Source organism: uncultured Bacillus sp. (assembly GCF_958411575.1).
GTDB lineage: Bacteria > Bacillota > Bacilli > Bacillales > Bacillaceae > Bacillus > Bacillus spizizenii.
Genome location: NZ_CATYRA010000007.1, coordinates 152,529 through 176,001 on the forward strand (window position 1 = coordinate 152,529; position 23,473 = coordinate 176,001).

At 42.8% G+C, this 23,473-nt stretch carries 28 protein-coding genes; 22 read left to right on the forward strand and 6 right to left on the reverse strand.

The window, feature by feature from the left end; genetic code table 11:
* Positions 1–12: 12 nt before the first annotated feature.
* The 9 genes from Q5C82_RS13280 (at position 13) to Q5C82_RS13320 (ending at position 7,906) form a co-directional block, all read left to right on the forward strand.
* A complete protein-coding gene (locus tag Q5C82_RS13280; RefSeq protein WP_003218235.1) occupies positions 13–1,146 on the forward strand; it encodes a conserved virulence factor C family protein in 1,134 nt (377 codons plus the stop codon).
* Between the two features lie 290 nt (positions 1,147–1,436).
* A complete protein-coding gene (gene ilvD, locus Q5C82_RS13285; protein WP_003218233.1) occupies positions 1,437–3,113 on the forward strand; it encodes a dihydroxy-acid dehydratase in 1,677 nt (558 codons plus the stop codon).
* A gap of 104 nt (positions 3,114–3,217) precedes the next feature.
* Positions 3,218–3,652 carry a bacilliredoxin BrxA gene (brxA, locus tag Q5C82_RS13290; RefSeq protein WP_003218231.1) on the forward strand — a complete coding sequence of 145 codons (435 nt, stop codon included), beginning with the start codon at positions 3,218–3,220 and terminating at the stop codon, positions 3,650–3,652.
* A 41-nt stretch (positions 3,653–3,693) separates the two neighbouring features.
* Positions 3,694–4,479: a class I SAM-dependent methyltransferase gene (locus Q5C82_RS13295; protein ID WP_003218230.1), complete on the forward strand. Its 786-nt coding sequence runs from the start codon at positions 3,694–3,696 to the stop codon at positions 4,477–4,479.
* A 259-nt stretch (positions 4,480–4,738) separates the two neighbouring features.
* Positions 4,739–5,353 carry a YpjP family protein gene (locus Q5C82_RS13300; RefSeq protein ID WP_003218228.1) on the forward strand — a complete coding sequence of 205 codons (615 nt, stop codon included), beginning with the start codon at positions 4,739–4,741 and terminating at the stop codon, positions 5,351–5,353.
* 17 nt (positions 5,354–5,370) lie between these two features.
* Positions 5,371–5,904, forward strand: a complete 534-nt coding sequence (locus Q5C82_RS13305; protein WP_003218226.1) for a phosphatidylglycerophosphatase A — start codon at positions 5,371–5,373, stop codon at positions 5,902–5,904.
* An 83-nt stretch (positions 5,905–5,987) separates the two neighbouring features.
* Positions 5,988–6,782 (forward strand): thymidylate synthase, encoded by a 795-nt coding sequence (locus tag Q5C82_RS13310; RefSeq protein ID WP_003218224.1) that lies wholly within the window; start codon positions 5,988–5,990, stop codon positions 6,780–6,782.
* On the forward strand, positions 6,779–7,285 hold the full coding sequence (gene dfrA, locus Q5C82_RS13315) for a dihydrofolate reductase DfrA (RefSeq protein WP_003218222.1): 507 nt from the start codon (positions 6,779–6,781) through the stop codon (positions 7,283–7,285). Before Q5C82_RS13310 ends, dfrA begins: the two co-directional genes overlap by 4 nt.
* Positions 7,286–7,906: a 1-acyl-sn-glycerol-3-phosphate acyltransferase gene (locus Q5C82_RS13320; protein ID WP_003218220.1), complete on the forward strand. Its 621-nt coding sequence runs from the start codon at positions 7,286–7,288 to the stop codon at positions 7,904–7,906.
* A gap of 32 nt (positions 7,907–7,938) precedes the next feature.
* Here the strand turns inward: Q5C82_RS13320 and Q5C82_RS13325 are convergent, their stop codons facing one another.
* Positions 7,939–8,580, reverse strand: coding sequence for a hemolysin III family protein (locus Q5C82_RS13325; RefSeq protein ID WP_003218218.1), 642 nt, complete (start codon positions 8,578–8,580; stop codon positions 7,939–7,941).
* A 20-nt stretch (positions 8,581–8,600) separates the two neighbouring features.
* On the reverse strand, positions 8,601–9,596 hold the full coding sequence (locus tag Q5C82_RS13330) for a sigma-54-dependent transcriptional regulator (RefSeq protein WP_003218216.1): 996 nt from the start codon (positions 9,594–9,596) through the stop codon (positions 8,601–8,603).
* A gap of 248 nt (positions 9,597–9,844) precedes the next feature.
* Between Q5C82_RS13330 and ilvA the strand changes: the two genes are divergently transcribed.
* The 7 genes from ilvA (at position 9,845) to Q5C82_RS13365 (ending at position 15,221) form a co-directional block, all read left to right on the forward strand.
* On the forward strand, positions 9,845–11,113 hold the full coding sequence (gene ilvA, locus Q5C82_RS13335) for a threonine ammonia-lyase IlvA (RefSeq protein WP_003218214.1): 1,269 nt from the start codon (positions 9,845–9,847) through the stop codon (positions 11,111–11,113).
* Positions 11,114–11,199: 86 nt separating this feature from the next.
* Positions 11,200–11,451 (forward strand): YpmP family protein, encoded by a 252-nt coding sequence (locus Q5C82_RS13340; RefSeq protein WP_003218212.1) that lies wholly within the window; start codon positions 11,200–11,202, stop codon positions 11,449–11,451.
* 152 nt (positions 11,452–11,603) lie between these two features.
* Positions 11,604–12,185, forward strand: a complete 582-nt coding sequence (scuA, locus tag Q5C82_RS13345) for a cytochrome c oxidase assembly accessory protein ScuA (RefSeq protein ID WP_003218210.1) — start codon at positions 11,604–11,606, stop codon at positions 12,183–12,185.
* Between the two features lie 77 nt (positions 12,186–12,262).
* Positions 12,263–13,030 carry an SGNH/GDSL hydrolase family protein gene (locus Q5C82_RS13350; protein ID WP_003218208.1) on the forward strand — a complete coding sequence of 256 codons (768 nt, stop codon included), beginning with the start codon at positions 12,263–12,265 and terminating at the stop codon, positions 13,028–13,030.
* A 9-nt stretch (positions 13,031–13,039) separates the two neighbouring features.
* Positions 13,040–13,603, forward strand: coding sequence for a YpmS family protein (locus tag Q5C82_RS13355; RefSeq protein ID WP_003218206.1), 564 nt, complete (start codon positions 13,040–13,042; stop codon positions 13,601–13,603).
* Between the two features lie 12 nt (positions 13,604–13,615).
* On the forward strand, positions 13,616–13,810 hold the full coding sequence (gene ypmT / locus Q5C82_RS13360; protein WP_003218204.1) for a protein YpmT: 195 nt from the start codon (positions 13,616–13,618) through the stop codon (positions 13,808–13,810).
* 73 nt (positions 13,811–13,883) lie between these two features.
* Positions 13,884–15,221: an MATE family efflux transporter gene (locus Q5C82_RS13365; RefSeq protein ID WP_003218202.1), complete on the forward strand. Its 1,338-nt coding sequence runs from the start codon at positions 13,884–13,886 to the stop codon at positions 15,219–15,221.
* Positions 15,222–15,272: 51 nt separating this feature from the next.
* Here Q5C82_RS13365 and Q5C82_RS13370 read toward each other — a convergent pair whose 3' ends face one another.
* A complete protein-coding gene (locus tag Q5C82_RS13370) occupies positions 15,273–15,698 on the reverse strand; it encodes a MarR family transcriptional regulator (RefSeq protein WP_003218200.1) in 426 nt (141 codons plus the stop codon).
* 131 nt (positions 15,699–15,829) lie between these two features.
* Between Q5C82_RS13370 and msrA the strand changes: the two genes are divergently transcribed.
* Positions 15,830–16,363, forward strand: coding sequence for a peptide-methionine (S)-S-oxide reductase MsrA (gene msrA, locus Q5C82_RS13375; protein ID WP_003218198.1), 534 nt, complete (start codon positions 15,830–15,832; stop codon positions 16,361–16,363).
* Positions 16,364–16,798: a peptide-methionine (R)-S-oxide reductase MsrB gene (gene msrB / locus Q5C82_RS13380; protein ID WP_003218196.1), complete on the forward strand. Its 435-nt coding sequence runs from the start codon at positions 16,364–16,366 to the stop codon at positions 16,796–16,798.
* A 43-nt stretch (positions 16,799–16,841) separates the two neighbouring features.
* On the opposite strand, the gene Q5C82_RS13385 is transcribed toward msrB, so the two are convergent.
* Positions 16,842–17,867: an SDR family NAD(P)-dependent oxidoreductase gene (locus Q5C82_RS13385; RefSeq protein ID WP_003218194.1), complete on the reverse strand. Its 1,026-nt coding sequence runs from the start codon at positions 17,865–17,867 to the stop codon at positions 16,842–16,844.
* A 365-nt stretch (positions 17,868–18,232) separates the two neighbouring features.
* Here Q5C82_RS13385 and Q5C82_RS13390 point away from each other — a divergent pair, with 365 nt between their 5' ends.
* Positions 18,233–19,381, forward strand: a complete 1,149-nt coding sequence (locus Q5C82_RS13390; RefSeq protein WP_003218192.1) for a phytase — start codon at positions 18,233–18,235, stop codon at positions 19,379–19,381.
* A gap of 53 nt (positions 19,382–19,434) precedes the next feature.
* Here the strand turns inward: Q5C82_RS13390 and Q5C82_RS13395 are convergent, their stop codons facing one another.
* On the reverse strand, positions 19,435–20,388 hold the full coding sequence (locus Q5C82_RS13395; RefSeq protein WP_003218189.1) for a DUF3880 domain-containing protein: 954 nt from the start codon (positions 20,386–20,388) through the stop codon (positions 19,435–19,437).
* A 6-nt stretch (positions 20,389–20,394) separates the two neighbouring features.
* Positions 20,395–20,781 (reverse strand): spore crust protein CgeA, encoded by a 387-nt coding sequence (cgeA, locus tag Q5C82_RS13400; protein WP_003218187.1) that lies wholly within the window; start codon positions 20,779–20,781, stop codon positions 20,395–20,397.
* 205 nt (positions 20,782–20,986) lie between these two features.
* On the opposite strand from cgeA, the gene cgeC reads away from it, so the two are divergent.
* The 3 genes from cgeC to Q5C82_RS13415 all read left to right on the forward strand — a co-directional run bounded on the left by cgeC (position 20,987) and on the right by Q5C82_RS13415 (position 23,445).
* On the forward strand, positions 20,987–21,292 hold the full coding sequence (gene cgeC / locus Q5C82_RS13405) for a spore maturation protein CgeC (protein ID WP_003218185.1): 306 nt from the start codon (positions 20,987–20,989) through the stop codon (positions 21,290–21,292).
* 64 nt (positions 21,293–21,356) lie between these two features.
* Positions 21,357–22,637 carry a glycosyltransferase family 2 protein gene (locus tag Q5C82_RS13410; protein WP_003218183.1) on the forward strand — a complete coding sequence of 427 codons (1,281 nt, stop codon included), beginning with the start codon at positions 21,357–21,359 and terminating at the stop codon, positions 22,635–22,637.
* Between the two features lie 28 nt (positions 22,638–22,665).
* Complete coding sequence (locus Q5C82_RS13415; RefSeq protein WP_003218181.1) at positions 22,666–23,445, forward strand: GNAT family N-acetyltransferase; 780 nt, start codon at positions 22,666–22,668, stop codon at positions 23,443–23,445.
* The last annotated feature ends 28 nt before the right edge of the window (positions 23,446–23,473 follow it).

Here is a 23,473-nt window from a genome sequence, read left to right on the forward strand (position 1 = left end):
AGGAGGACGATCATGAAGATAAAATCAATTGAACCTACGCCAAGCCCGAATACAATGAAGGTTATCTTAACGGAAGAGCTTCCGGCGGGCAAAAGCAATAACTATAAACCGGACCAAGCAGAAGGCGCACCGCCTGTTATAGCGGAAATCCTTAAAATAGAAGGGGTTAAAGGGGTATACCACGTTGCTGACTTTCTTGCTGTTGAACGGAATGCAAGATACGACTGGAAAGACATTTTACCGCAAGTCCGCACTTCATTTGGGATGGAAAGTGCTGAAAGAGCGGAAGAAAACCGCTCTGATCAAGAGTCTTTTGGAGAGGTGAAAGTTTTTGTACAGATGTTCAGCGGCATTCCTATGCAGGTCAAATTGACGGATGGGGAGCGGGAAGAGCGCTTCGGTTTGCCTGAACGCTTTCAGCAGGCGATCTTAAAACTCAGATCTGAAGCCTCAAATGTTGTGTTTGAGCGGGCCTGGAAAGAACAAGGCGTTAGATTCGGCGACTTTAATGAAATCGGTCATGACGTGACAGAAGAGCTTCAGGCCGCATACAGTGATGAACGGCTGAAACGGCTGACAGAAGCAGCCGCTCAAGGAAAGGGCGAAGCAAAACAAGCTGTACAGCGCAAAGCGTATAAAGTAACGCTCGACATGCTGGATGATGAGGATTGGAAAAAGCGTTATGCACATCTGGAACAGATGGATCCGAAAGAGGAGGATATCCCAGTTTTACAGAAGGCATTGGATGATCCCAAGGTGTCCATCAGAAGACAGGCTGTTGTGTACTTAGGGATGATTGAAACACCTGATGTTCTTCCTCTATTGTATAAAGCACTTGAGGACAAAGCTGTCTCAGTCAGAAGAACGGCCGGAGACTGCCTGTCTGATATCGGCGACCCTCAAGCCATTCCTGCTATGATCAAGTCGTTAAGCGACTCTAGCAAGCTTGTCCGCTGGCGTGCGGCTATGTTCCTGTATGAAGTCGGCGATGAAAGTGCAATTGAAGCTTTACGCGCTGCCGAAGACGATCCCGAATTTGAGGTCAGCCTTCAAGTGAAAATGGCGCTTGAACGTATTGAGCATGGAGAAGAAGCAAAAGGCTCTGTTTGGAAACAAATGACAGAGAGTAGAAGGAAAGGTGAATAAAAGAAAGAAAAGGGTGCAGATCATGCACCTTTTTTATGTGAATTCATTTTTTATAAAAATTATTTCGAATATTGTTGAAAAATATCTGAAAACTATTTATAGTAAGTAACAATATAAATAGTTGGAGGGTTCACATCGATAGAAAGCTATATAAATATAAAAACATGAAGGAAACAATCAAGGCGAGGGCGGCCTGTATTTCATCTTTATGCAAAAATAGCCCAAAAATAAACTGAAAATTGTTAAAATAAAATCCAGTCTAACAATTGAAAGAATTTAGGGGGATCACCATGGCAGAATTACGCAGTAACATGATCACACAAGGAATCGATAGAGCTCCGCACCGCAGTTTGCTTCGTGCAGCAGGTGTAAAAGAAGAGGATTTCGGCAAGCCGTTTATTGCGGTTTGTAATTCATACATTGATATCGTTCCCGGTCATGTTCACTTGCAGGAGTTTGGGAAAATCGTAAAAGAAGCAATTAGAGAAGCTGGGGGCGTACCGTTTGAATTTAATACCATCGGAGTAGATGACGGTATCGCGATGGGGCATATCGGTATGAGATATTCGCTGCCGAGCCGTGAAATCATCGCTGACTCTGTGGAAACGGTTGTTTCCGCACACTGGTTTGACGGAATGGTCTGTATTCCGAACTGCGACAAAATCACGCCGGGAATGCTTATGGCGGCAATGCGCATCAACATTCCGACGATTTTTGTCAGCGGCGGGCCGATGGCGGCAGGAAGAACAAGTGACGGACGGAAAATCTCCCTTTCTTCAGTATTCGAAGGGGTAGGCGCTTACCAAGCAGGAAAAATCAACGAAAACGAACTTCAAGAATTAGAGCAGTTTGGATGTCCAACATGTGGGTCTTGCTCTGGCATGTTTACGGCGAATTCAATGAACTGCCTGTCCGAAGCACTTGGACTTGCTTTGCCGGGTAACGGAACCATTCTTGCGACATCACCGGAACGCAAAGAGTTTGTCAGAAAGTCGGCTGCGCAATTAATGGAAACCATTCGCAAAGATATCAAACCGCGTGATATTGTCACTGTAAAAGCGATTGATAACGCGTTTGCACTCGATATGGCGCTCGGCGGTTCAACAAATACCGTTCTTCATACGCTTGCTCTTGCAAACGAGGCCGGCGTTGAATACTCTTTAGAACGCATTAACGAAGTCGCTGAGCGCGTGCCGCACTTGGCCAAGCTGGCGCCTGCGTCTGATGTGTTTATTGAAGATCTTCATGAAGCGGGCGGTGTGTCAGCGGCGCTGAATGAGCTTTCCAAGAAAGAAGGAGCGCTTCATTTGGACGCGCTGACTGTTACAGGAAAAACACTTGGAGAAACCATTGCTGGACATGAAGTAAAGGATTATGACGTCATCCATCCGCTGGATGAACCATTCACTGAAAAGGGAGGCCTTGCTGTTTTATTCGGTAATCTGGCTCCAGACGGTGCTATCATTAAAACAGGCGGCGTACAAAACGGTATCACGAGACACGAAGGGCCGGCTGTCGTATTTGATTCTCAGGATGAGGCACTTGACGGCATTATCAACCGGAAAGTAAAAGAAGGCGACGTCGTCATTATCCGATACGAAGGACCAAAAGGCGGACCTGGCATGCCGGAAATGCTTGCGCCTACATCCCAAATCGTTGGAATGGGACTTGGCCCAAAAGTGGCATTGATTACAGACGGACGTTTTTCCGGAGCCTCCCGAGGACTCTCAATCGGTCACGTATCACCAGAGGCTGCAGAGGGAGGACCGCTTGCCTTTGTTGAAAACGGAGACCATATCATCGTTGATATTGAAAAACGCATATTGGATGTACTAGTGCCAGAAGAAGAATGGGAAAAACGGAAAGCCAACTGGAAAGGGTTTGAACCGAAAGTGAAAACCGGCTACTTGGCACGTTATTCTAAACTTGTGACAAGCGCCAACACCGGCGGTATCATGAAAATATAGACAGCGTGGAACTCTTTCTTCTATTTTAAGGCGTGAACATTTGAAATCCGGCCCTCTCTATAGTATCCTTACTTCAGATGAAGGATAATAGAGGGGGCTTTTTTATGTCAATGGCTTATGAAGAATACATGCGCCAGCTTGTCGTACCGATGCGCCGCGAACTGACTGGGGCAGGTTTTGATGAATTAACAACAGCGGAAGAAGTAGAAAACTTTATGGAAAAGGCAGAGGGCACAACACTTGTAGTCGTTAACTCTGTGTGCGGCTGTGCAGCAGGCCTTGCGCGTCCTGCGGCAACGCAGGCAGTCCTCCAGCATGACAAAACACCTGACAATACGGTGACTGTATTTGCGGGTCAAGATAAAGAAGCTACTGCAAAAATGCGTGAGTATTTTACTGGCCAGGAGCCTTCTTCACCGTCGATGGCTCTTTTGAAAGGCAAAGAAGTCGTACATTTTATTCCACGTCATGAAATTGAAGGACACGATATGGAAGAGATTATGAAAAATTTAACCGCTGCCTTTGATGCACACTGCTAAATGCCCGTTTTCCGGGCATTTTCTTTTTGGGAGTACTGAAGATGATAACAACAAGCTATAGACCGTCTGAACATACCATAAAAACCGCAAAGCAGCTTTCAAAAGAGCTGAATATGCCATTTTGCGGCCGAAATAAACAAACGGTTGAAAACCTGCTGAAGTCAGCTGAACGTGATTTGCTAGTGGTCGGCAAAGAGCGGTTTGAACTTTATACGAAACAAGGTGCCAAATTCTTTTTTCATCCGAATACAGCGATGTTCAGAGCTAAACGCTTCATACGGGGGGAGCAGGAGCCGATGCTTCGGGCAGCTGGTTTATCGGAAGGGGACACGTTTTTAGATTGTACACTCGGGCTCGGTTCGGATGCCATTATCGCAAGTATGGCAGTAGGTGAAACGGGTTCTGTGATTGGGATTGAAAAAAACAGCCTTGTGTCTGTTCTAGTGAGGACGGGACTGCATTCATGGGAAACGGGCATAGAAGAGCTTCAGGCTGCAATGAGAAGAATCCAAGTGAAGAATGGTGATTGCTTTGAGTACATCAAGCAGCTTCCTGACAACTCTGTTGATGTGGTTTATTTTGATCCAATGTTTCATGAGCCTGTAGAGACGTCTGACGGCATCGCGCCGTTACGGGATTTGGCAGAGGATTCAGTTTTAGATAGAGGGTGTATCAAAGAAGCGGTGCGCGCTGCCAGAAAAAGCGTTGTGCTAAAAGACCACTGGAAAAGCCCGCGATTTGAACAGTTTGGTTTTAACGTCATGAAAAGAAAAACAGCATTGTTCCATTATGGCGTTATTCAAGCCGCAAGCAAAACAAGCCCGTGATTGATATCACGGGCTTTCTGTTAATCGGTGACTTCCATGACGACAAAGTATAACAATGTTAAGAGTGAAACTGTGGCAAACAGAGCGTCAATCATGCGGAAAGCCTCCTTTCATAGAATATTGTAAGCGTTTTTACACAAACCGCAAAGCAACGAATCTCCTAATTTGCATATCAGTTTCATATCATACATGACTTGCATGTTTCGGGTGTGCTAAAATAAGAGAAACATGACAATAAAATAGAGAGGAATAAGCAGTCATGAAATTGTGGATGAGAAAGACTCTTGTAGTTTTATTTACCATTGTAACATTCGGGCTCGTATCTCCTCCGGCTGCTCTTATGGCGGACAAGCCCTCCGGACAGCCGAGCAGTCTTGAGCAGAATGATTACACCGCTTTTTATGATGAGCATGACCTGTACGATGATGATGAGTCGGAAGACAGGCAAGACCCTGAACTGCTTTTTCAATCGTACAAGGAACAGCTCCTTGACAGTGCTGAGGATCAGTCCTTTTTGAAATTCGGCAGCAAAATCGCTCCGGTCATTGAGGATGACTATCGGAAAGAGATACTGCCGCAAATTGAAAACGTGATTAGTGATTATTTAGCAACATTGCAAGATGATGAGGCGTATCAAGATGTTGTAATTTCCAGCATGCCTTCAGCGGGCAAAACGGAAAAAATTTTCAACGTTTACAATCGGACGACTGGAGAAGATCTCCTCAGATTTCATGTGCGAAGAGACCACCCGCCCCACGATGGCTACTGGTTTAATTTTCACTATCATACAGCAGAAGATGGATTTCAATCACATCATGAACTTGGGAGCATTTACTGGGACCGCAACACGCCTCCCAACTGGATGAGTGCGTAAAGGAGATGCCATTAGACATGAAAAAGTACACAATGAATGAAATGGTCGATATAACAAAAGATATGCTGAATAAACGGGGCGTTATGATAGAAGATATTGCGCAGATTGTTCAAAAACTTCAGGAAAAATACAATCCAAATCTGCCGCTCAGTGTATGTATGGAGAACGTAGATAAAGTGCTGAACAAACGTGAAATTATTCATGCTGTTTTAACAGGCCTTGCGCTTGATCAGCTCGCTGAGCAGAAACTTCTTCCGGAACCGCTTCAGCACCTTGTTGAAACAGATGAACCACTTTACGGCATAGATGAAATTATCCCTCTTTCAATCGTTAATGTGTACGGATCGATAGGCTTGACTAACTTCGGTTATTTGGATAAAGAGAAAATTGGAATCATTAAGGAACTTGATGAGAGTCCAGACGGTATTCATACCTTTATGGATGATATTGTGGCAGCCCTTGCGGCAGCAGCGGCGAGCAGAATTGCTCATACGCATCAGGATCTGCAAGATGAAGAAAAAGAACAGGATGAAAAACCTGTCATCAGCTGACTATAAAAAAATCATTTCTGGGTTCAGAAATGATTTTTTATTGTGTTACACTACTAGAAGACTACTTTTAAAGGATGAAAAAAATGAAACAGTATAAGGATTTATGCAGACATGTCTTAGAGCATGGCGAAAAAAAGGGAGACCGGACAGGGACCGGAACAATCAGCACCTTCGGGTATCAAATGAGATTTCATTTACAGGAAGGCTTTCCGATGCTGACCACAAAAAAACTCCACTTTAAATCAATTGCGCATGAGCTGCTGTGGTTTTTAAAAGGGGATACCAATGTACGCTATCTGCAGGAAAACGGAGTGCGGATCTGGAATGAGTGGGCTGATGAAAACGGTGAACTCGGACCTGTATACGGTTCACAATGGCGTTCTTGGCGGGGAGCTGACGGGGAAACCATTGATCAAATTTCCCGCCTTATTGAAGATATTAAGACAAATCCGAACTCCAGACGCTTAATCGTGAGCGCATGGAATGTTGGTGAAATTGATAAAATGGCGTTGCCGCCGTGCCATTGCCTGTTCCAATTCTACGTGTCTGACGGCAAGCTGTCCTGTCAGCTGTATCAACGTTCTGCTGATGTTTTCCTCGGTGTGCCGTTTAATATTGCTTCTTATGCCCTGTTAACCATGATGATTGCTCATGTGACTGGGCTTGAACCGGGCGAGTTTATTCATACATTTGGCGATGTTCATATTTATCAAAATCATATTGAACAGGTCAATTTGCAGCTGACAAGAGACGTGCGCCCGCTGCCGAAGCTTCGTTTCGCCAGAGAAATTGATTCTATTTTCAACTTTGCATTTGAGGATTTTATCATCGAGGACTATGATCCGCATCCTCATATTAAAGGAGCGGTCAGCGTATGATTTCGTTCATTTTTGCGATGGATGCCAACAGGCTGATCGGCAAAGACAATGATTTGCCGTGGCATTTGCCCAATGATCTTGCGTACTTTAAAAAAGTAACATCGGGCCATTCAATCATTATGGGCCGGAAAACATATGAATCGATTGGACGTCCGCTTCCGAACCGGAAAAATATTGTCGTCACATCAGCACCGGCTTCAGAATTTCCGGGATGCACGGTTGTCAGTTCGTTAAAGGATGTTTTGGACATTTGTTCAGGCTCTGAGGAATGCTTTGTGATCGGAGGGGCTCAGCTCTATACTGCGCTGTTCCCGTATGCGGACAGATTGTATATGACGAAAATTCATCACGAGTTTGAGGGTGACCGCCACTTCCCCGAATTTGACGAAACCAATTGGAAACTGGTTTCTTCTGAGCGGGGGATCAAGGACGAAAAAAACCCGTACGATTATGAATTTCTGGTGTATGAAAAAAAGAATTCTTCTGAAACGGGAGGATTTTAATTGGTTCGCTACAGCTTGCTAGTGGTTTATATTGTGTATATGCTGTTAAAAAATATGAAACAATTATTTAATCAAAGGATGCTTGATCCCCGTCTGTCATACAAAAAACAGATGACCCTTGTCTACGAGCAGCCAAAGGCGTTTTTGGAAGGCTGTATCGGCATCACCGGTTCAGTTGTGACGATCCATCAGCCTGAACCAATACCGCGCGGTCCTGTTTTATATGTGCATTCTCGTTTGCGTTTGGCTGAACTGGCCTTAGTTGCTGGATATATTGAGGAACCGGCCGGTTTTATTGCCAATCCCAAAGTATTTCGCTTGCCTTTTATCGGGCAATGGCTAGATCGGATGGATGTGATTTCAGACGGCGATTCAGAAAAGGTATATGAAGATGTGACGAAACAGCTGGAAAAAGGACAAAGCCTGATTCTTTCATTAGACGGTTCTATAGATCCTGTAGAGCTTGCGGTCCGTTATCATCTTCCGTTGGTGATGGTGGAAACGAAAGGAACAGATGACATGCAAAAGGGATCGTTTTTTAAACGTTTAAAACCAGCAGACATTGAATTGTCCTTTTCAAAAGCTTATATACCTGCAAATGAAAAACAATTACGTGCATGAAAAAGCGCAGTCTTAAAGACTGCGCTTTTCTGTTACGAAATAAACGGCACCTTTACACAATAAAACAGCACACAGAAAAACATCGCAGCGCTTCCGCCTAATACAAAGCTGTGCCAAATGGCGTGATGGAAGGGGATCTTTTTCCAAATATAAAAGATGGTTCCGACAGAGTATAAAATGCCGCCGAGAAAAAGAAGGCTGAATCCCGCTCCGCTCAGCGAAGCGTATAAAGGTTTAACCGCGATAATCATCAGCCATCCCATAATCAAATACACAAAGGTTGACAATAGGATAAAGCGTTTCACGAAGAAAATTTTAAAAACGATTCCGCCTAGGGCAAGAGACCAAACGATAACCAGCAGGGTGAAGCCGAGTGTGCCTTTCAGCGGCCCCAGCAAAAAAGGCGTATAGGTTCCGGCGATGAGTACGTAAATGGCGCTATGATCAATAATCTCCAAAATATCCTTCGTCTTTTTATGGGTGATACTGTGAAGCAGTGTGGAGCTCAAATATAACAGCAGCATAGAGACACCGAATATTGTAAAGCTGACAATGTCCCATGCAGACCCGTAATGAGCCGCAAATATGATCAAAAACACTAATGCTGGTATGGATAAGAGCACACCGATGCCGTGTGTTATCGCATTGGCAATCTCTTCTTTGATTGTAAACAAGTGCATTCTCCTTTCGATCGTTAGATCATTTGATTCTTCAGTGTTTCTAAAAAGCTCAAACCCTCTAAAGTAATTTTAGTGCCGGCGCGTCCACGGCTTTTTGTGACATAATCTTTTTTCTCCAAATAATCGAGACGGCTTCTGACCTGTTGCGGAGATAACGAGGTTTGGGTGTTTTTGCTGTGTTCCGAAATGATCCGTCTGCTGGCTGGTTCTCCTTTTTCGTTTAACGCTTTTATTGTTTCCAAAATAAACAAAAACTCGGCTTTTTCCATTAAAGTCAGCAGCTTCGCTTTTTTCTTCGACGTTTTTCCGTCTATAGCACCCCTAATATATGGAGGCAGGTCATATGGATGAATCGTTCCTCCGTTTGCGACTGCCGCCATATAATCTGCGGCGTTTTTTAACTCCCTGACATTGCCTTCAAATGTGTGTTGCTCAAGCATCGAAAAGACTGAGGGATCAATGAACAATTGCTGACCGGAATTTGAGAGAAAATATTGTGTCAAAAGCGGTATATCGCTTTTTCGTTCAGACAATTCAGGCAGTGTGAGCGTTAAGATATTCAGTCTGTAAAATAAGTCTTGCCTGAATGTATGTTCTGCGTATCCATCTGCCGAAGCACAGATGATTCGCGGTTTCTCCGTGTCTGAATCAAGCACTTTCAGCAGCTGAGCTTGTACAGAGGCAGGCATGCGCCATACTTCATCAAGAAAAAGGGTTCCTCGAGCCGTTTTTTGAAACACACCTGAGTCTCCGTTAGGGCCAAAAAGCTCACGCATAAGGCTTTCTTCCGAATGGGTGCTGCAATTGACGCTAATAAAGGGTTCACTGTATCTCGAAGATCCCTGGTGTATTGCTTGTGCGAAATGATCTTTTCCTGTTCCGATTTTTCCTGTTATCAAGACAGGAAGCTCTGATAGTGAGAACTGCTTGGCGATTCGCTTCGCTTCCAGGAATGTTTGATGTTCTCCGATGAGATGTTGAAATGTGTTAGATATTGGTGCGGTATTCATCAATTGGCTCCTTTTGGTTCTAATTGGTTTTATTATATCATGCCTTTTGGCTGAAAACACGTTTTATTTACAATCATCTTTTTTCTAAGGCCTCCCAGGATATTGGTGAAGCAGGTGTAACCACAAGATGTGGTGAAGGTAGTCAGTATTTTTTAAATTATGAAATAAAAATAATTGTCTTATTTTTTGAATATTCGTGTTATAATGGCATATTAAATAGGGATTTAAAACAAGAAAGGAATCTGTACATGAAACCGTTGCTTAAAGAAAACTCTCTCATCCAAGTGAAAGACATTTTGAAGGCTCATCAAAACGTGAAGGATGTTGTCATTCACACACCTTTGCAAAGGAATGACAGACTTTCTGAGAGATATGAATGCAATATCTATTTGAAACGTGAAGACTTGCAAGTTGTCAGATCTTTTAAGCTCAGAGGGGCTTATCATAAAATCAAACAGCTCTCCAGCGAGCAGACTGAGAACGGAGTTGTGTGTGCAAGTGCCGGAAACCACGCTCAAGGTGTGGCGTTCTCGTGTAAACATCTTGGCATTCACGGGAAAATTTTTATGCCGTCCACAACACCGAGACAAAAAGTATCTCAAGTTGAACTATTCGGGAAAGGGTTTATCGATATTATTTTGACAGGTGATACGTTTGACGATGCGTATAAAAGCGCTGTTGAATGCTGTGAGGCGGAATCCCGGACGTTTATCCATCCGTTCGATGATCCGGATGTGATGGCTGGACAGGGAACATTGGCAGTCGAAATTTTAAACGACATTGATACAGAACCTCATTTTCTATTTGCAAGTGTCGGAGGAGGCGGCCTTCTCTCAGGAGTAGGTACATATTTGAAAAATGTGTCTCCTGATACAAAGGTAATTGCTGTTGAGCCGGCGGGAGCGGCATCCTATTTTGAATCAAACAAAGCTGGGCATGTCGTCACACTTGATAAAATTGATAAGTTTGTAGATGGAGCAGCTGTTAAAAAAATTGGTGAGGAAACGTTCCAAACGCTGGAATCTGTCGTTGATGACATTCTCCTTGTGCCTGAAGGAAAAGTATGTACATCCATTCTTGAATTATATAACGAATGTGCAATAGTTGCTGAACCGGCTGGAGCTCTTTCTGTCGCAGCGCTTGATTTGTACAAGGATGAAATTAAAGGCAAAAATGTGGTATGTGTGGTCAGCGGGGGCAATAACGATATCGGAAGAATGCAGGAAATGAAGGAGCGTTCCTTGATTTTTGAAGGACTTCAGCATTATTTTATCGTCAATTTTCCGCAAAGAGCGGGGGCGCTCCGCGAATTTCTTGACGAAGTTCTCGGGCCTAATGATGACATTACAAGATTTGAATATACGAAGAAAAATAATAAAAGCAACGGACCTGCTCTTGTCGGCATCGAGCTGCAGAACAAGGCCGACTATGGGCCGCTGATTGAACGGATGAACAGAAAACCGTTTCATTATGTAGAGGTGAATAAGGATGAGGACTTGTTCCATTTGCTGATCTAATTTTTTTACACAACCGCGCAAAATGACAGACAGTCCGGCTGGCATTGTATATAATAGAAGAAAAACAAAAAAAGAGGATTGATAGCTTGTTACTCAAAAGCCTAGAGTTCAAACGCAGTGACGGGATTCAGGTGAAAGTGACAGAAATACCTGTATTAAAGGAAGATGAGCACTATTTCTTTATGTTACATCACCATTTGCAATTCTACTTAAAAGAAGTGTTTTCATCAAACAGCAGGGCAAAAGTGTATTCTTTCCGACATTATATGAAGCGCCGGATGAAATGGGCAGATTATCAGGCTGTTTTTCATCAAGAGGTGTTAAAGCACAACGCGTAATATGCCGTTTATACCTGTATGCCCCCCTTTGTAATCAGTGATTGGGAGGCATGCAGGATTTTTTTTGCCCAATATCGAATACAAACATGGGACGCAGCAAGTAAGGACGATTTTAGAAAGCGCTTTTATGCTGGCTGGAAAGGATGAATGTCATGAAGGTTATCAAGGGTTTAACGGCAGGGCTGTTTTTTCTGCTTTTGTGTGCCTGCGGGGGACAACAGATTAAAGATCCGCTCAATTACGAGGTGGAGCCTTTTACATTTCAAAACCAAGACGGCAAGAACGTTTCTTTAGAGAGTTTAAAAGGAGAAGTATGGCTGGCAGATTTTATTTTTACCAATTGTGAAACGGTATGTCCGCCAATGACCGCTCATATGACCGATCTGCAAAAAAAACTGAAAGCCGAGAATATAGATGTCCGCATCGTATCGTTTAGTGTTGATCCAGAAAACGATAAGCCGAAACAGCTGAAGAAGTTCGCCGCAAATTATCCATTATCTTTTGATAATTGGGATTTCCTCACGGGATACAGCCAGAGTGATATTGAGGCGTTCGCGCTTAAGAGCTTTAAAGCGATTGTGAAGAAACCGGAGGGAGAGGACCAAGTCATTCATCAATCTTCTTTTTATTTGGTAGGCCCGAACGGCAAGGTGCTGAAAGATTATAATGGAGTGGAAAATACACCGTACGATGATATTATCGCCGATGTGAAGTCAGCCAGTACACTCAAGTAAGCTAGAAGACTAGGCATTTGCAAATCTCCTAAAACATGATACACTTTCCACTAGTAGAATGGGAAGGAGCAACAAGATTGAAGCTGCGCATTTTTTCACTCATGGCCAGTTTGATTTTGCTTCTAACTGCTTGTACGAGTATACGTACAGCATCTGAGGGAAAACAAAAAGCTCATGAACCGAAAACGAAAGAGGACATTGTCATTGCGGCTGTCGGAGATTCGCTGACAGAAGGAGTCGGAGATCCCGACGGAAAGGGATATGTCGGCAAGGTGGCAGATTCCATCCGTTCAGATAAGCAAGTCAAAACGGTAGACGTAAAAAATTATGCCGTAAAAGGGAACCGTTCGGATGATTTATTAGAGAAACTAAAAGATAAAAAGGTTCAAAAAGGCATAAAGGACGCAGATTATGTCTTTTTTACCATTGGCGGTAATGATTTGATGAAAGTCCTTCGCCAAAACTTTCTTCAATTAACCGTTGAACCGTTTCAGGAAGCGGAAAAGCCGTATGAAAAGCGTTTTGAAAAAATCATTTCTGAAATTCGGGAGCTGAATGATCACGCTGAGCTGATTTATGTCAGCATGTATAATCCGTTTACGTTTACGTTATCTGAATTAAATGAAATAAACGGAGTCGTCAGTGATTGGAACCATATTGCTGAAAAAGAGCTGGAAAAAGATAAACATGCAAAAATCATTCATATCGACGACTTGTTCAATGAAAAAAGTGACAGCAGCCGAATTTCTGAGGAAGATGATTTTCATCCTAATAGTACGGGTTATTCCCTTATCGCGAAGCGCGTCTATCAAGCCATTAAAAAAGAAGGATTACCGAAAGAGTAGGGTGACAGCATGAATAAGTGGAAACGACTGTTTTTTATATTGCTTGCAATTAATATTATCCTCGCCGTTGGATTTATGGCACTTGTTATGCTGCCGGGAGAACAAGCCCAGGTGAAGGATTCAGCTGAGAGCGAGTATGGATTTCGAGTGACAAGCACAAAAGAATCATTAGCTGCGTTTGTCAACTCATATTTAAACGACAAAGCATCAAACAAGCTTGATTATAAAGTAGAGATAGATGATGATGTTCATGTCGCAGGGAAAATCAAGGCTTTTTCCACGTCCATTGCTGCGTTTGTCGCTTTTGAACCGACCGTGAAAAAAAATGGCGATGTGGAGCTGAATGTTACGAAATTTTCGCTAGGGAAATTGAGTATACCGATTAGCTTTGTGTTAAATTATATGGACAGCTTTTACGAATTGCCATCATTTGTCCACGTTCATCCCGGCGATAAAAGCATTGAAGTGCGTCTGTCAGAAATGCCTTTAACGAATGGAATGTATGTCAAAGCGGATAAAATAAATTTAGAAAAAGATGAAATTGAGTTTTCCTATTACCATCCTAAACAATAGAGGTGACTGAAAATGAAACGGATTTACCAGTATTTCAGTTTATTATCCTTTACATTTTCCCTGTATTTCGGCTGGCTTGCTTATCATCATTTAGCCGCTGAAGATATGGATCAAATGTACTTGAACATTTCGTATTGTGCCTTGTTCCTAAGTGTGATGGTGTTTACATTCGGTATGAGAGACCGGAAAAAAACCGATAAATCATGAAAAAAAGAGACATGAAACAACGTCTCTTTTTTTCGTGCAGTCTGTCGAAAATTTGATAACACAAGGAGAAAAAATGAAAGCATATGATTTTACACAGGGGAACGTGCTGAAACAGCTTGTGCTGTTTTCAACGCCTATTATGCTCGGAAACGCATTGCAGGTTTCCTTTCAATTTATAGACAGTTTGTGGATCGGCAATTTATTGGGGGCAAAGGCTCTAGGGGCAGCTGCGGTATCAAGCACGATTGTTTTAACCGTACTGTCTTTTATTTTGGGTCTTAACAATGCGACGTTAACCATTTTGTCACAGCAAAAGGGAAAAGACGATGAAAAAGGAATGGCGTCGTATATTAACGCTTTTGTCGTTTTATTAACAGGCCTAAGCATCGGATTCGGCGCGGCCGGTTTTTTTCTGTCAGAGCACTTGCTTCGTCTTCTAAAAACGCCGGAGTCAATGGTACCGCTTGCTGAGACCTATTTACAGATTCAATTTATCGGCATTTTATTTTTGTTTGGTTATAACTTTATCAGTACTGTGCTTCGGGCGCTCGGCGACAGCAAGACACCTCTCCGGTTTATCGCGTTTGCCGTTGTGCTGAATGCAGTGTTGGCACCGCTCTTTATTTCTGTGTTCCGCATGGGAATAGCGGGAGCTGCTTATTCGACGATTTTGTCGCAGAGCATTGCGTTTCTGTATGGATTATTCTATGTCATCAAACACAAGCTTGTGCCGTTCTCTATTCCGCGAGTGCCCAAGTGGGAAGAGTCCGCGCTGATTTTGAAACTCGGGATTCCAGCTGGTCTGCAGATGATGGTGATCACAGGCGGAATGATGGCGATTATGAGTGTTGTCAACTCATACGGGGAGCATGTGGTATCGGGCTTCGGCGCGGTGCAGCGGCTCGACAGCATCATCACGCTTCCAGCAATGGCTGCCGGTACGGCGGTCAACAGCATGGCAGGGCAAAATATCGGAATCGGAAACTATAAAAGAGTGGGAACGATTGCAAGGCTAGGTGTGATGGCTGTTATTTCTTGCATGCTGGTGATTGCAGTTATGATTTGGGTATTTGGTAAATACCTCATGAGGTTATTTATCAGCGAGCCAGATGCGGTTGCGTTTGGTGAACAATATTTGCGGTGGATCGCGTTTTTCTATCCTTTTATCGGGATTAATTTCGTACTGAACGGAATCGTCAGAGCTGCGGGAGCGATGCTGCAGGTCCTGGTTTTAAATTTGATTTCGTTTTGGGTTTTGAGATATCCTTTCACAGCTCTATTTTCAGCTTGGTTTGGACAGAAAGGGATCGGGCTCGGAATCGGAATGAGTTTTTTATTAAGCAGCTGTGCGGCGTTTTTGTATTACAGATACGGCCGCTGGAAAACAATGAAACTGTTCACTGAAAAATAAGTGATGCGCTGCGAAAAGCACATACCCATATATAGCGGTATGTGCTTTTTTTCATCTTTTTTTATCTAGTTTGCTGAAGAGCTCGATTAATGAGGCAAGTTCAGCATCACTGTAGCAGTCAAAACGTTTAAAGAAATATTCCGTTTTTTTCTCGTTGAAATGCTGAAGGACTTTTTCGCCCGCTTCAGTGATATGAATGCGGATGATACGTCTGTCTTCCTTCGATCTGATTCGCGTAATCCATTCCTTTTCTACCAGCGCATCAGTCACAGCCGTAATGTGGCTTGCCGATACCTCTAAAATAGGCGCAAATTCGGTGACTTTTTTAGGCCCTTGTTCATTGAGGATCCGCAGAATGGTGAATTCATTCCGTGAAAGCTCTTTATCTAGAATCTCATTGATTTCATTGCGTATTTGTTTAAAGACTTTACGGAGTAAAGTTTCCATATCGTACATCATTTGTGTTCTTACTTTCAAATTTGTGAACCTCCATTACATAAGCATATTGCTTAAAACCTATAGATTTTATTGAAAAGCAGAATCATTTTCATTCTATTTTTACATGCTATAATATAATAATACCACGTATTAACAAAGGAGGCACCAGTATGTCTGAAAAAAAAGAAATCGCCACATTTGCAGGAGGCTGTTTTTGGTGTATGGTTAAACCTTTTGACGAACAGCCGGGAATTGAAAAAGTGGTGTCCGGGTATACAGGCGGCCATACTGAAAACCCTACGTATGAAGAGGTGTGCAGTGAAACGACAGGACATCGTGAAGCCGTTCAAATCACGTTTAATCCTGATGTGTTCCCTTATGAAAAACTGCTTGAATTATTTTGGCAGCAAATTGACCCGACAGATGCCGGCGGCCAGTTTGCCGATCGCGGCAGTTCCTACCGTGCAGCCATTTTTTATCATAATGATAAACAAAAGGAGCTTGCGGAAGCTTCCAAGCAGCGCCTGGCGGAAAGCGGAATATTTAAAGATCCGATTGTAACGGATATTTTAAAAGCTGAACCTTTCTATGAAGCGGAAGGCTATCATCAGCATTTTTATAAAAAGAATCCAGGACATTATCAGCGCTACCGGACAGGTTCTGGACGTGCCGGATTTATCAGCGAGCATTGGGGGGCGAAATAAATGGCGTACAATAAAGAAGAAAAAATTCAGTCACTAAACCGCATGCAATATGAGGTGACGCAAAATAACGGCACGGAGCCGCCGTTTCAAAATGAATATTGGAATCATAAGGAAGAAGGGCTGTATGTAGACATTGTGTCAGGCAAGCCGTTGTTTACATCCAAGGATAAATTTGATTCCCACTGCGGCTGGCCAAGCTTTACAAAGCCGATTGAAGAAGAAGAGGTGGAAGAAAAACTAGACACGAGCCACGGCATGATTCGCACAGAAGTGAGAAGCCGTACTGCGGATTCTCATCTTGGCCATGTATTTAATGATGGACCGGGGCCAAGCGGGCTTCGTTACTGCATAAATTCGGCGGCGCTGCGGTTTGTGCCGAAAGATAAGCTGAAAGAAGAAGGATACGAAAGCTATCTGGATCTCTTTAATAAATAAAATACAAAAAACAGGCCTGCCTAATGGATAGACAGGCTTGTTTTTATGCCTTTTTTTCTTGATGCAATTCTTCAATAATCTGGGCAATTCTGTCTTTTGTAATGAGAGGAGCTTGATCTGATTGATACCCAGGCAGATTGACTTTGCGAAAATCAGGATGTTTTTCCGGCTCCGGAAGGATCGCATAAAGATTGCCCCATTCATACAGTGATTCAACTTCATGAGGGGATGTTAGTTCTTCGTGAAGCTTTTCACCTGGACGTTTGCCGACTTCTACTGCAGCCGGCCGCGGGAGCCCGTGCTGCGATGCATATTCTTCAAACCCATGAATCAGTTCTTCAAGTTTCAGTGATTCCATTTTAAAAATAAAGGTTTCTCCGCCTTTTGTAATAGCAGCTGATTGCAATGTCAGTGTAGCCGCATCGTCTATTGACATGAAAAATCTGGTCATGTTCTTGTCTGTGATGGTAAGCGGTTCACCCTCCATCATTTGTTCAAATAAAATAGGGATGACCGAGCCCCTTGAGCCGAGAACATTTCCGAAGCGGACCGAACAAAACACGGTTCCTCTGTTTTGAACATGGCGGTTTGCTTGATGAAACAGCTTTTCAGATAACAGCTTGGTGGCACCCATTGTGTTCACAGGAGATACAGCTTTATCTGTACTGATATTGATGACATGCTGCACTCGGTGTAAAAGGGCAGCCTCCACCACATTCTGTCCGCCGATGAGATTGGTCTGGATCGCTTCAAATGGATGGTCTTCACAGGTCGGAACCTGTTTCAGCGCAGCAGCGTGAAAGACGATATCGACGCCTCTCATCACCTGATTCACCCTTCTGTAATCGCGCACATCTCCCAGTACAAATAAAAGCCGCTTATCCTCCGCATACTTTTGGCTCATAACATACTGTTTACTGTCGTCTTTGCTGAATACAATCACCTGTTTCGGAGTAAGCAGCAAAAGGCGTTTGACAATTTGACTCCCGATTGAACCCGTTCCGCCAGTGACTAAAACTGTTTTGTTATGGAAAAATGGTTTTAGTTCTGCTGTTTGCTGTTTAGGCATGGCTTATCCTCCAACTCTCGTTTCTCTACCATGCATCATATGTTCAACTTTTTAATCGAGTTAATGAAAGCAACCAATAAAACAAAATTTAGGGGAATGATCATGTCACAAAGTGTTATTTTTTAATAGAAAATGGAATAGACGCAGCCATAGAATAAAATAACTAAATAAACAATGTACTAAATATTCATTATAATTTTATTGCGCGCCGCAAAAGGAAATCTGACAGAGTTATCTTACGTCCCTCGTAGGCACAAGTGGTTTATGAGTCAGAAACACTATAAAAAAAGGTTCATTTTCCTCACAGTTAAATACCTGTATATATTTTACAATAGAAGTGATAGTGATAAAGAGGAGGGTACCAAATGAAGGTTTCAAAAACAATGCTGCTAAGCACTGCCGCGGGTTTATTGCTTAACCTGACAGCAAACTCGGTGTCGGCTCATCATGTGAATGCGGAACATCATTTTAAAGTGACAGCGCAAATGGAGACAGATCCTGTCGCTTCAGGCGATGACGCAGCAGATGACCCAGCCATTTGGATTCATGAAAAGCATCCGGAAAAAAGCAAACTGATCACGACAAATAAGAAGTCAGGGCTCATCGTGTATGATTTAGACGGCAAACAGCTTCATTCTTACGAGTTTGGCAAGCTCAATAATGTCGATCTGCGTTATGATTTTCCATTGAACGGCGAAAAAATTGATATTGCTGCCGCCTCCAATCGGTCTGAAGGAAAGAATACAATCGAAGTATACGCAATGGACGGGGATAAAGGGAATTTGAAAAGTATTACAGACCCGAAACATCCTATTTCCAGTGATATTTCTGAAGTTTACGGATTCAGTCTGTATCACAGCCAGAAAACAGGAGCATTTTACGCACTAGTGACAGGCAAGCAAGGAGAATTTGAGCAGTATGAAATTGCTGATAATGGAAAGGGTTATGTAACAGGGAAAAAAGTGCGTGAATTTAAATTGAATTCTCAAACTGAAGGCCTTGTTGCGGATGATGAGTACGGGAACCTGTATATAGCAGAGGAAGATGAGGCCATCTGGAAATTTCATGCTGAGCCAGACGGAGGATCAAAGGGGCAGGTTGTCGACCGTGCGGCAGGAGAACATTTGACAGCTGATATTGAAGGACTGACGATCTACTATGCGCCAGACGGCAAAGGTTACCTCATGGCCTCAAGTCAGGGAAATAACAGCTATGCAATGTATGAACGGCAGGGAAGCAATCGCTATGTAGCCAACTTTGACATCACAGATGGCAAGAAGATAGACGGTACTAGTGACACGGATGGTATTGATGTTCTCGGTTTCGGACTTGGCCCAAAATATCCTTACGGGATTTTTGTGGCACAGGACGGCGAAAATATTGACAATGGACAAGCCGTCAATCAAAACTTCAAAATTGTGTCATGGGAACAGGTTGCACAGCATCTTGGCGGAAAGCCTGATCTTCACAAACAGGTGAATCCGCGTAAGTTGAAGGACCGTTCTGATGGCTAGAAAAAAAGCAGCTGAGCAAGCTGCTTTTTTCTGTGCGATATGAAAAAATCGTTTTAAGAAAGCGCCAGATGAATCGCCTTTAGTTTTTCAGGAAGCTCATCATACGTATTTGCGGGTACGGTCTCTTTGTAATTGGATGCAGCTGCTTTATGCCGTTCCTCAGGATGGTTGATATAGAAAGCAGCTTTTTCCTTAAAGTCGTTAATGCTGTGATAAGAAATAAAGGATGAAAAAGGATGGGCCGCGGGTAAATCTGTTAATTGAAATGCTTCGCATGCAGCGATATCAAACGTTCGGTTATTAAAGCTGGCATTTTTGATGCGAATATTATTTTTGTTGAAAGCAAAATGATAAGGCCGATGCGCATTGATGACAATGTCTGCCCCGTTATAATAATGAACGGCCTGTTCGGGTGGAATCCATGTGCTGACGACATCGATATGCGGCTGTTTGAGCACTTTTTTAGGCAGATATTTTTTCCATTCCGTTCCGATGACTCGAACCGTGTAAGGCAGGTGTACCGCTTCTTTCATAAGCTGAACCCGATTAGGGTAAGGATAGCCGATGATAAGCAGATTTGAATGAAAAGAATGTTCGGTGTCCATTTTTTTAAACAGCCGATGATTAACTGGAATCGGAACATAATAGACGTGCTGGAAGCCAAGCTCCCGATAATAGAGAGCGGCATTTTGTTCAATCGTTAATATGGCGTCAGCGTGCTTAATCACCTGAAGACTGATATCAATATAAAATGGGTCTTCGGTCAGCCAAACATACACGGGAATACCCTTACCCTTTAACCAGGTCAGCCAGTCGTGAGGAACGCGGTCTCCAACCATCATAAGTGCGAAGTCCGGCTGAAACGCTTCGATCTTCACCAGAGATGCTGCTTCCAGTTTATCTGCAGACATATACTCTGTATGAGTGATCCGAAAACATTCTTCAACCCAGCTATCAAAATAACTGTAAATTCCTCCGTATCCCGACTGGATATACAAGACTTTCATCAGATATTATGAAAAGAACGTAACGCTTTCTACTTTGTCTACATCAATTAATGTTGTAGCTTGACCTGCCGGAGTGACGGAGCTTTCCTGTGTTACAAATACGATACCATGAACTTGATCGAAAGCAACGAACACAACCGGCCCGATCATGTCACCGGAATCAGTCACAATGCTGATTGTCGTGCCTGGCGTAACTCTGGCAAAAATCCATCTTGCCGGAAGGGAAGTAGATTCAGCCGTAATCATTTCACTTTCATCTACTTTTTGATCGATGGCAGCTTCAAGCATGTCTTTAAGATTATTATCCACGTTTACTCCTCCTTCTGTTGAGAATAAAGGGCTTAAAAGGGTTTTAATCAAATCCTTTTTTAACTGTGCATTTTCAGAGCTCATTACACACACCTCCTATCCAATAGTGAACTCACGTTAATCATATTCTTCTGATTGCCAATTGGTATGAGTCGAACGCCGTACCTGATCTATTTTTCATACATTTAAGGAAAATGCTGATTTTTTAAATGAGTGGACATAGCCTATACCATAAATCAAGTCAGTTCATATTGTGAAACAGAGTATAAGGATAAGGGAGAGGGATTGTGTGGATTTAGAGAAACACGTGAATCAAGAAGAAAATCAAGATGAACTGCATTTTATTCTGCTTTTGCTGATTCTGCTCATACGTCAATCTTCTTCTGAAGGAAATCCATCTGATCTCAGACGGCAGCTCGTATTTGCAAAAGAGCTTGGCGTACCGGTTTCAACAGTTCATCTGTCGAATGGGGATACGCTTCAAAACGTCATCGTAAAAGAGGTTCTGACTGATTTGGTTATTTTTCAAAACCCGTTAAATAACACGAGATCGAATGTCGCACTCTCAAGTATTGTAAGCTGGGGTGCTTTTTAAATGAAGACAGAGGCTCTGCTTGCTGCGGGGCCGTTTTTATGTTTGACGATAGGGGGCTGTATAGATGGGAGAGAAAGTGTCTATTATTTTAACAAGTTACAACAAACCTGATTATCTGCAAAAAGCAATTGAAAGCGTCATGAAGCAAACGCATGATCTCTGGGAGCTTTTTATCATGGATGATCATTCTAATGAAGAAACAACTGCGGTAATTCACAAGTACCTTCATGACCAGCGCATTCGTTATCAAAACAGTTTCATACATCCTGCAGAACGATTAAGAACAACCCGTTATGCCACATTAATTAACGCAGCACTCCCATTTGCCGATGGCGATTACATTTCCTATCTCACCGATGACACTGTTTATCATCCTGAGCGGCTGAGCCGTATGGTGCAGACGTTTTTAGATAAACCTGAAGCACAGGCTGTCTATTCAAAACAAAAAGTTGTACATGTAAACGAACGGGGAGAGGAAATCTCACATTTCTATAGAAATGCCAATGCAGTGCTAGATCAGGCGGCTTTTCAAGTCGATCATTGCTCAGTTATGCATCGCCGTTCGTTACTTGATCGTATTCAACATAAATATGGAAGCTATTGGGATGATGATATGAAGCACTGGAATCATGGCGATTCAATTTTTTGGGCCAGGATCAACAACTTTGCCCCATTTCTGCCGATAAATGAAGTATTAGATACAACCTATAAAACCCCCGATTCATTTCAAAATGCATATCGGTTTCTGCCCGCCGATTTGGTTGACGGCTCTTTTGTAAAAGGATCAGATCAAAATGTGTATTTTCTTGATCAGGGTGTAAGACATCCTGTCGGGGAAAGGTGGAGTTCTTTGTATCTAAATCGGACTGTGGCTGTTCCTGACCCTTATTTATTCCAATATAGGATTGGAAGAATTTTAAACATTCCGAATTATATTTTAGTAAAGGAAGCTGACCATCCTGCAATATTTTATATCGAAGCCGGAAAAAAAAGACGGATTGTGGGTCAGTATGCTTTTCAATTTTATCAATTTAAAAGAAAAGACATACTGACAATTGAAAAAGAAGAACTGAAGGCGCTGCCGGAAGGGCTGCCGATCAAGCGGGAACGATCTGGATTGATCGAAAATCCGCCTGGGCGAAGGCTGTTTTTTATAGATCGCGAGCCGTTTTTGTTTCTAAACGGTGTCTTTCACCCGATTAGTGAACAAGTAACAAGGAAGTTCTTTTTACATCAGAAGCCAATATCCGCTTCTTTCCGAAATATTCAGCAATTTCCAATTGGAAAGCCGTTTTATCCGGTGTACGATGAGATTATAAAGAAATTGAATATTGCAACTGAATAAAGGTATAGGTCATAAAAAGGAGACGTTCATGACAGGACATTATTCAAAAACGGAACATCAATATATATTGTTAACGTCTGAATCGGCATCGTTTGATTTTTACAGTGTTTACAGAGATCCGAAGCTTCCGCACATTTTTTCTCATAACTTTGTTCAGCTCCATAATACGTTTCCATTGGAGCGGTTACTGGACTTTTTGCCCTCCGTACCAAAGCTGCTTGAAGCGAATTATCTCCATTTAAAAGCGTCGCCGCAGCATGTTTTTCCGCTCGGTTTGAAGCAATCACTTGTCAAAAGCGGATTTGTCGTCGAGGATGAGTTGTTATATGACATGAAGCTTAGTGACTGGAAGGGGCAGATGGGACATCCGTTAACGGCATGGGGAACGGCAAAAAGCCTTAGCGATGGCTCTTCTATCATGAAAATTTATGATTCCATTTATATTGGAGAAGCGATCGCTGAACAAAAATTAAAAAGAAAATATCCTTTTTACGAATCGGGTACGATTATCCTTGTTGTTTGTTACAGAGACCAGGCACAGAAGATTCCTATTGGGTGCGGCGAGCTGTTTGTTCACCCGCAAGAGAAAACGGCTAAAATTGAAGAAGTGGCAATTTTGGATCAGTTTCAAAGGAAGGGCTATGGCAGTATCTTAGTAAAAGAAATGCTGTCCATCGCCAAATCACTAGGAATGGAAGCAGCCTATTTAGTGGCTACAAGCACTGACGGCGCAACCCATTTTTACGAAAAGCTGACGTTTAAAAAATATGAGCGGGTGCATACTGTTTTTCATTATTTCCTTACATGAAATAGGCGTTTGCACAAACCATTTGGGA

Excerpts from the sequence above, each read along its gene's own strand:
- Q5C82_RS13280 (WP_003218235.1), top strand. The coding sequence starts at position 13 with ATGAAGATAAAATCAATTGAACCTACGCCAAGCCCGAATACAATGAAG.
- ilvD (WP_003218233.1), top strand. The coding sequence starts at position 1,437 with ATGGCAGAATTACGCAGTAACATGATCACACAAGGAATCGATAGAGCT.
- brxA (WP_003218231.1), top strand. The coding sequence starts at position 3,218 with ATGTCAATGGCTTATGAAGAATACATGCGCCAGCTTGTCGTACCGATG.
- Q5C82_RS13295 (WP_003218230.1), top strand. The coding sequence starts at position 3,694 with ATGATAACAACAAGCTATAGACCGTCTGAACATACCATAAAAACCGCA.
- Q5C82_RS13300 (WP_003218228.1), top strand. The coding sequence starts at position 4,739 with ATGAAATTGTGGATGAGAAAGACTCTTGTAGTTTTATTTACCATTGTA.
- Q5C82_RS13305 (WP_003218226.1), top strand. The coding sequence starts at position 5,371 with ATGAAAAAGTACACAATGAATGAAATGGTCGATATAACAAAAGATATG.
- Q5C82_RS13310 (WP_003218224.1), top strand. The coding sequence starts at position 5,988 with ATGAAACAGTATAAGGATTTATGCAGACATGTCTTAGAGCATGGCGAA.
- dfrA (WP_003218222.1), top strand. The coding sequence starts at position 6,779 with ATGATTTCGTTCATTTTTGCGATGGATGCCAACAGGCTGATCGGCAAA.
- Q5C82_RS13330 (WP_003218216.1), bottom strand. The coding sequence starts at position 9,596 with ATGAATACCGCACCAATATCTAACACATTTCAACATCTCATCGGAGAA.
- ilvA (WP_003218214.1), top strand. The coding sequence starts at position 9,845 with ATGAAACCGTTGCTTAAAGAAAACTCTCTCATCCAAGTGAAAGACATT.
- scuA (WP_003218210.1), top strand. The coding sequence starts at position 11,604 with ATGAAGGTTATCAAGGGTTTAACGGCAGGGCTGTTTTTTCTGCTTTTG.
- Q5C82_RS13355 (WP_003218206.1), top strand. The coding sequence starts at position 13,040 with ATGAATAAGTGGAAACGACTGTTTTTTATATTGCTTGCAATTAATATT.
- ypmT (WP_003218204.1), top strand. The coding sequence starts at position 13,616 with ATGAAACGGATTTACCAGTATTTCAGTTTATTATCCTTTACATTTTCC.
- Q5C82_RS13365 (WP_003218202.1), top strand. The coding sequence starts at position 13,884 with ATGAAAGCATATGATTTTACACAGGGGAACGTGCTGAAACAGCTTGTG.
- msrA (WP_003218198.1), top strand. The coding sequence starts at position 15,830 with ATGTCTGAAAAAAAAGAAATCGCCACATTTGCAGGAGGCTGTTTTTGG.
- msrB (WP_003218196.1), top strand. The coding sequence starts at position 16,364 with ATGGCGTACAATAAAGAAGAAAAAATTCAGTCACTAAACCGCATGCAA.
- Q5C82_RS13385 (WP_003218194.1), bottom strand. The coding sequence starts at position 17,867 with ATGCCTAAACAGCAAACAGCAGAACTAAAACCATTTTTCCATAACAAA.
- Q5C82_RS13390 (WP_003218192.1), top strand. The coding sequence starts at position 18,233 with ATGAAGGTTTCAAAAACAATGCTGCTAAGCACTGCCGCGGGTTTATTG.
- Q5C82_RS13395 (WP_003218189.1), bottom strand. The coding sequence starts at position 20,388 with ATGAAAGTCTTGTATATCCAGTCGGGATACGGAGGAATTTACAGTTAT.
- cgeA (WP_003218187.1), bottom strand. The coding sequence starts at position 20,781 with ATGAGCTCTGAAAATGCACAGTTAAAAAAGGATTTGATTAAAACCCTT.
- Q5C82_RS13410 (WP_003218183.1), top strand. The coding sequence starts at position 21,357 with ATGGGAGAGAAAGTGTCTATTATTTTAACAAGTTACAACAAACCTGAT.
- Q5C82_RS13415 (WP_003218181.1), top strand. The coding sequence starts at position 22,666 with ATGACAGGACATTATTCAAAAACGGAACATCAATATATATTGTTAACG.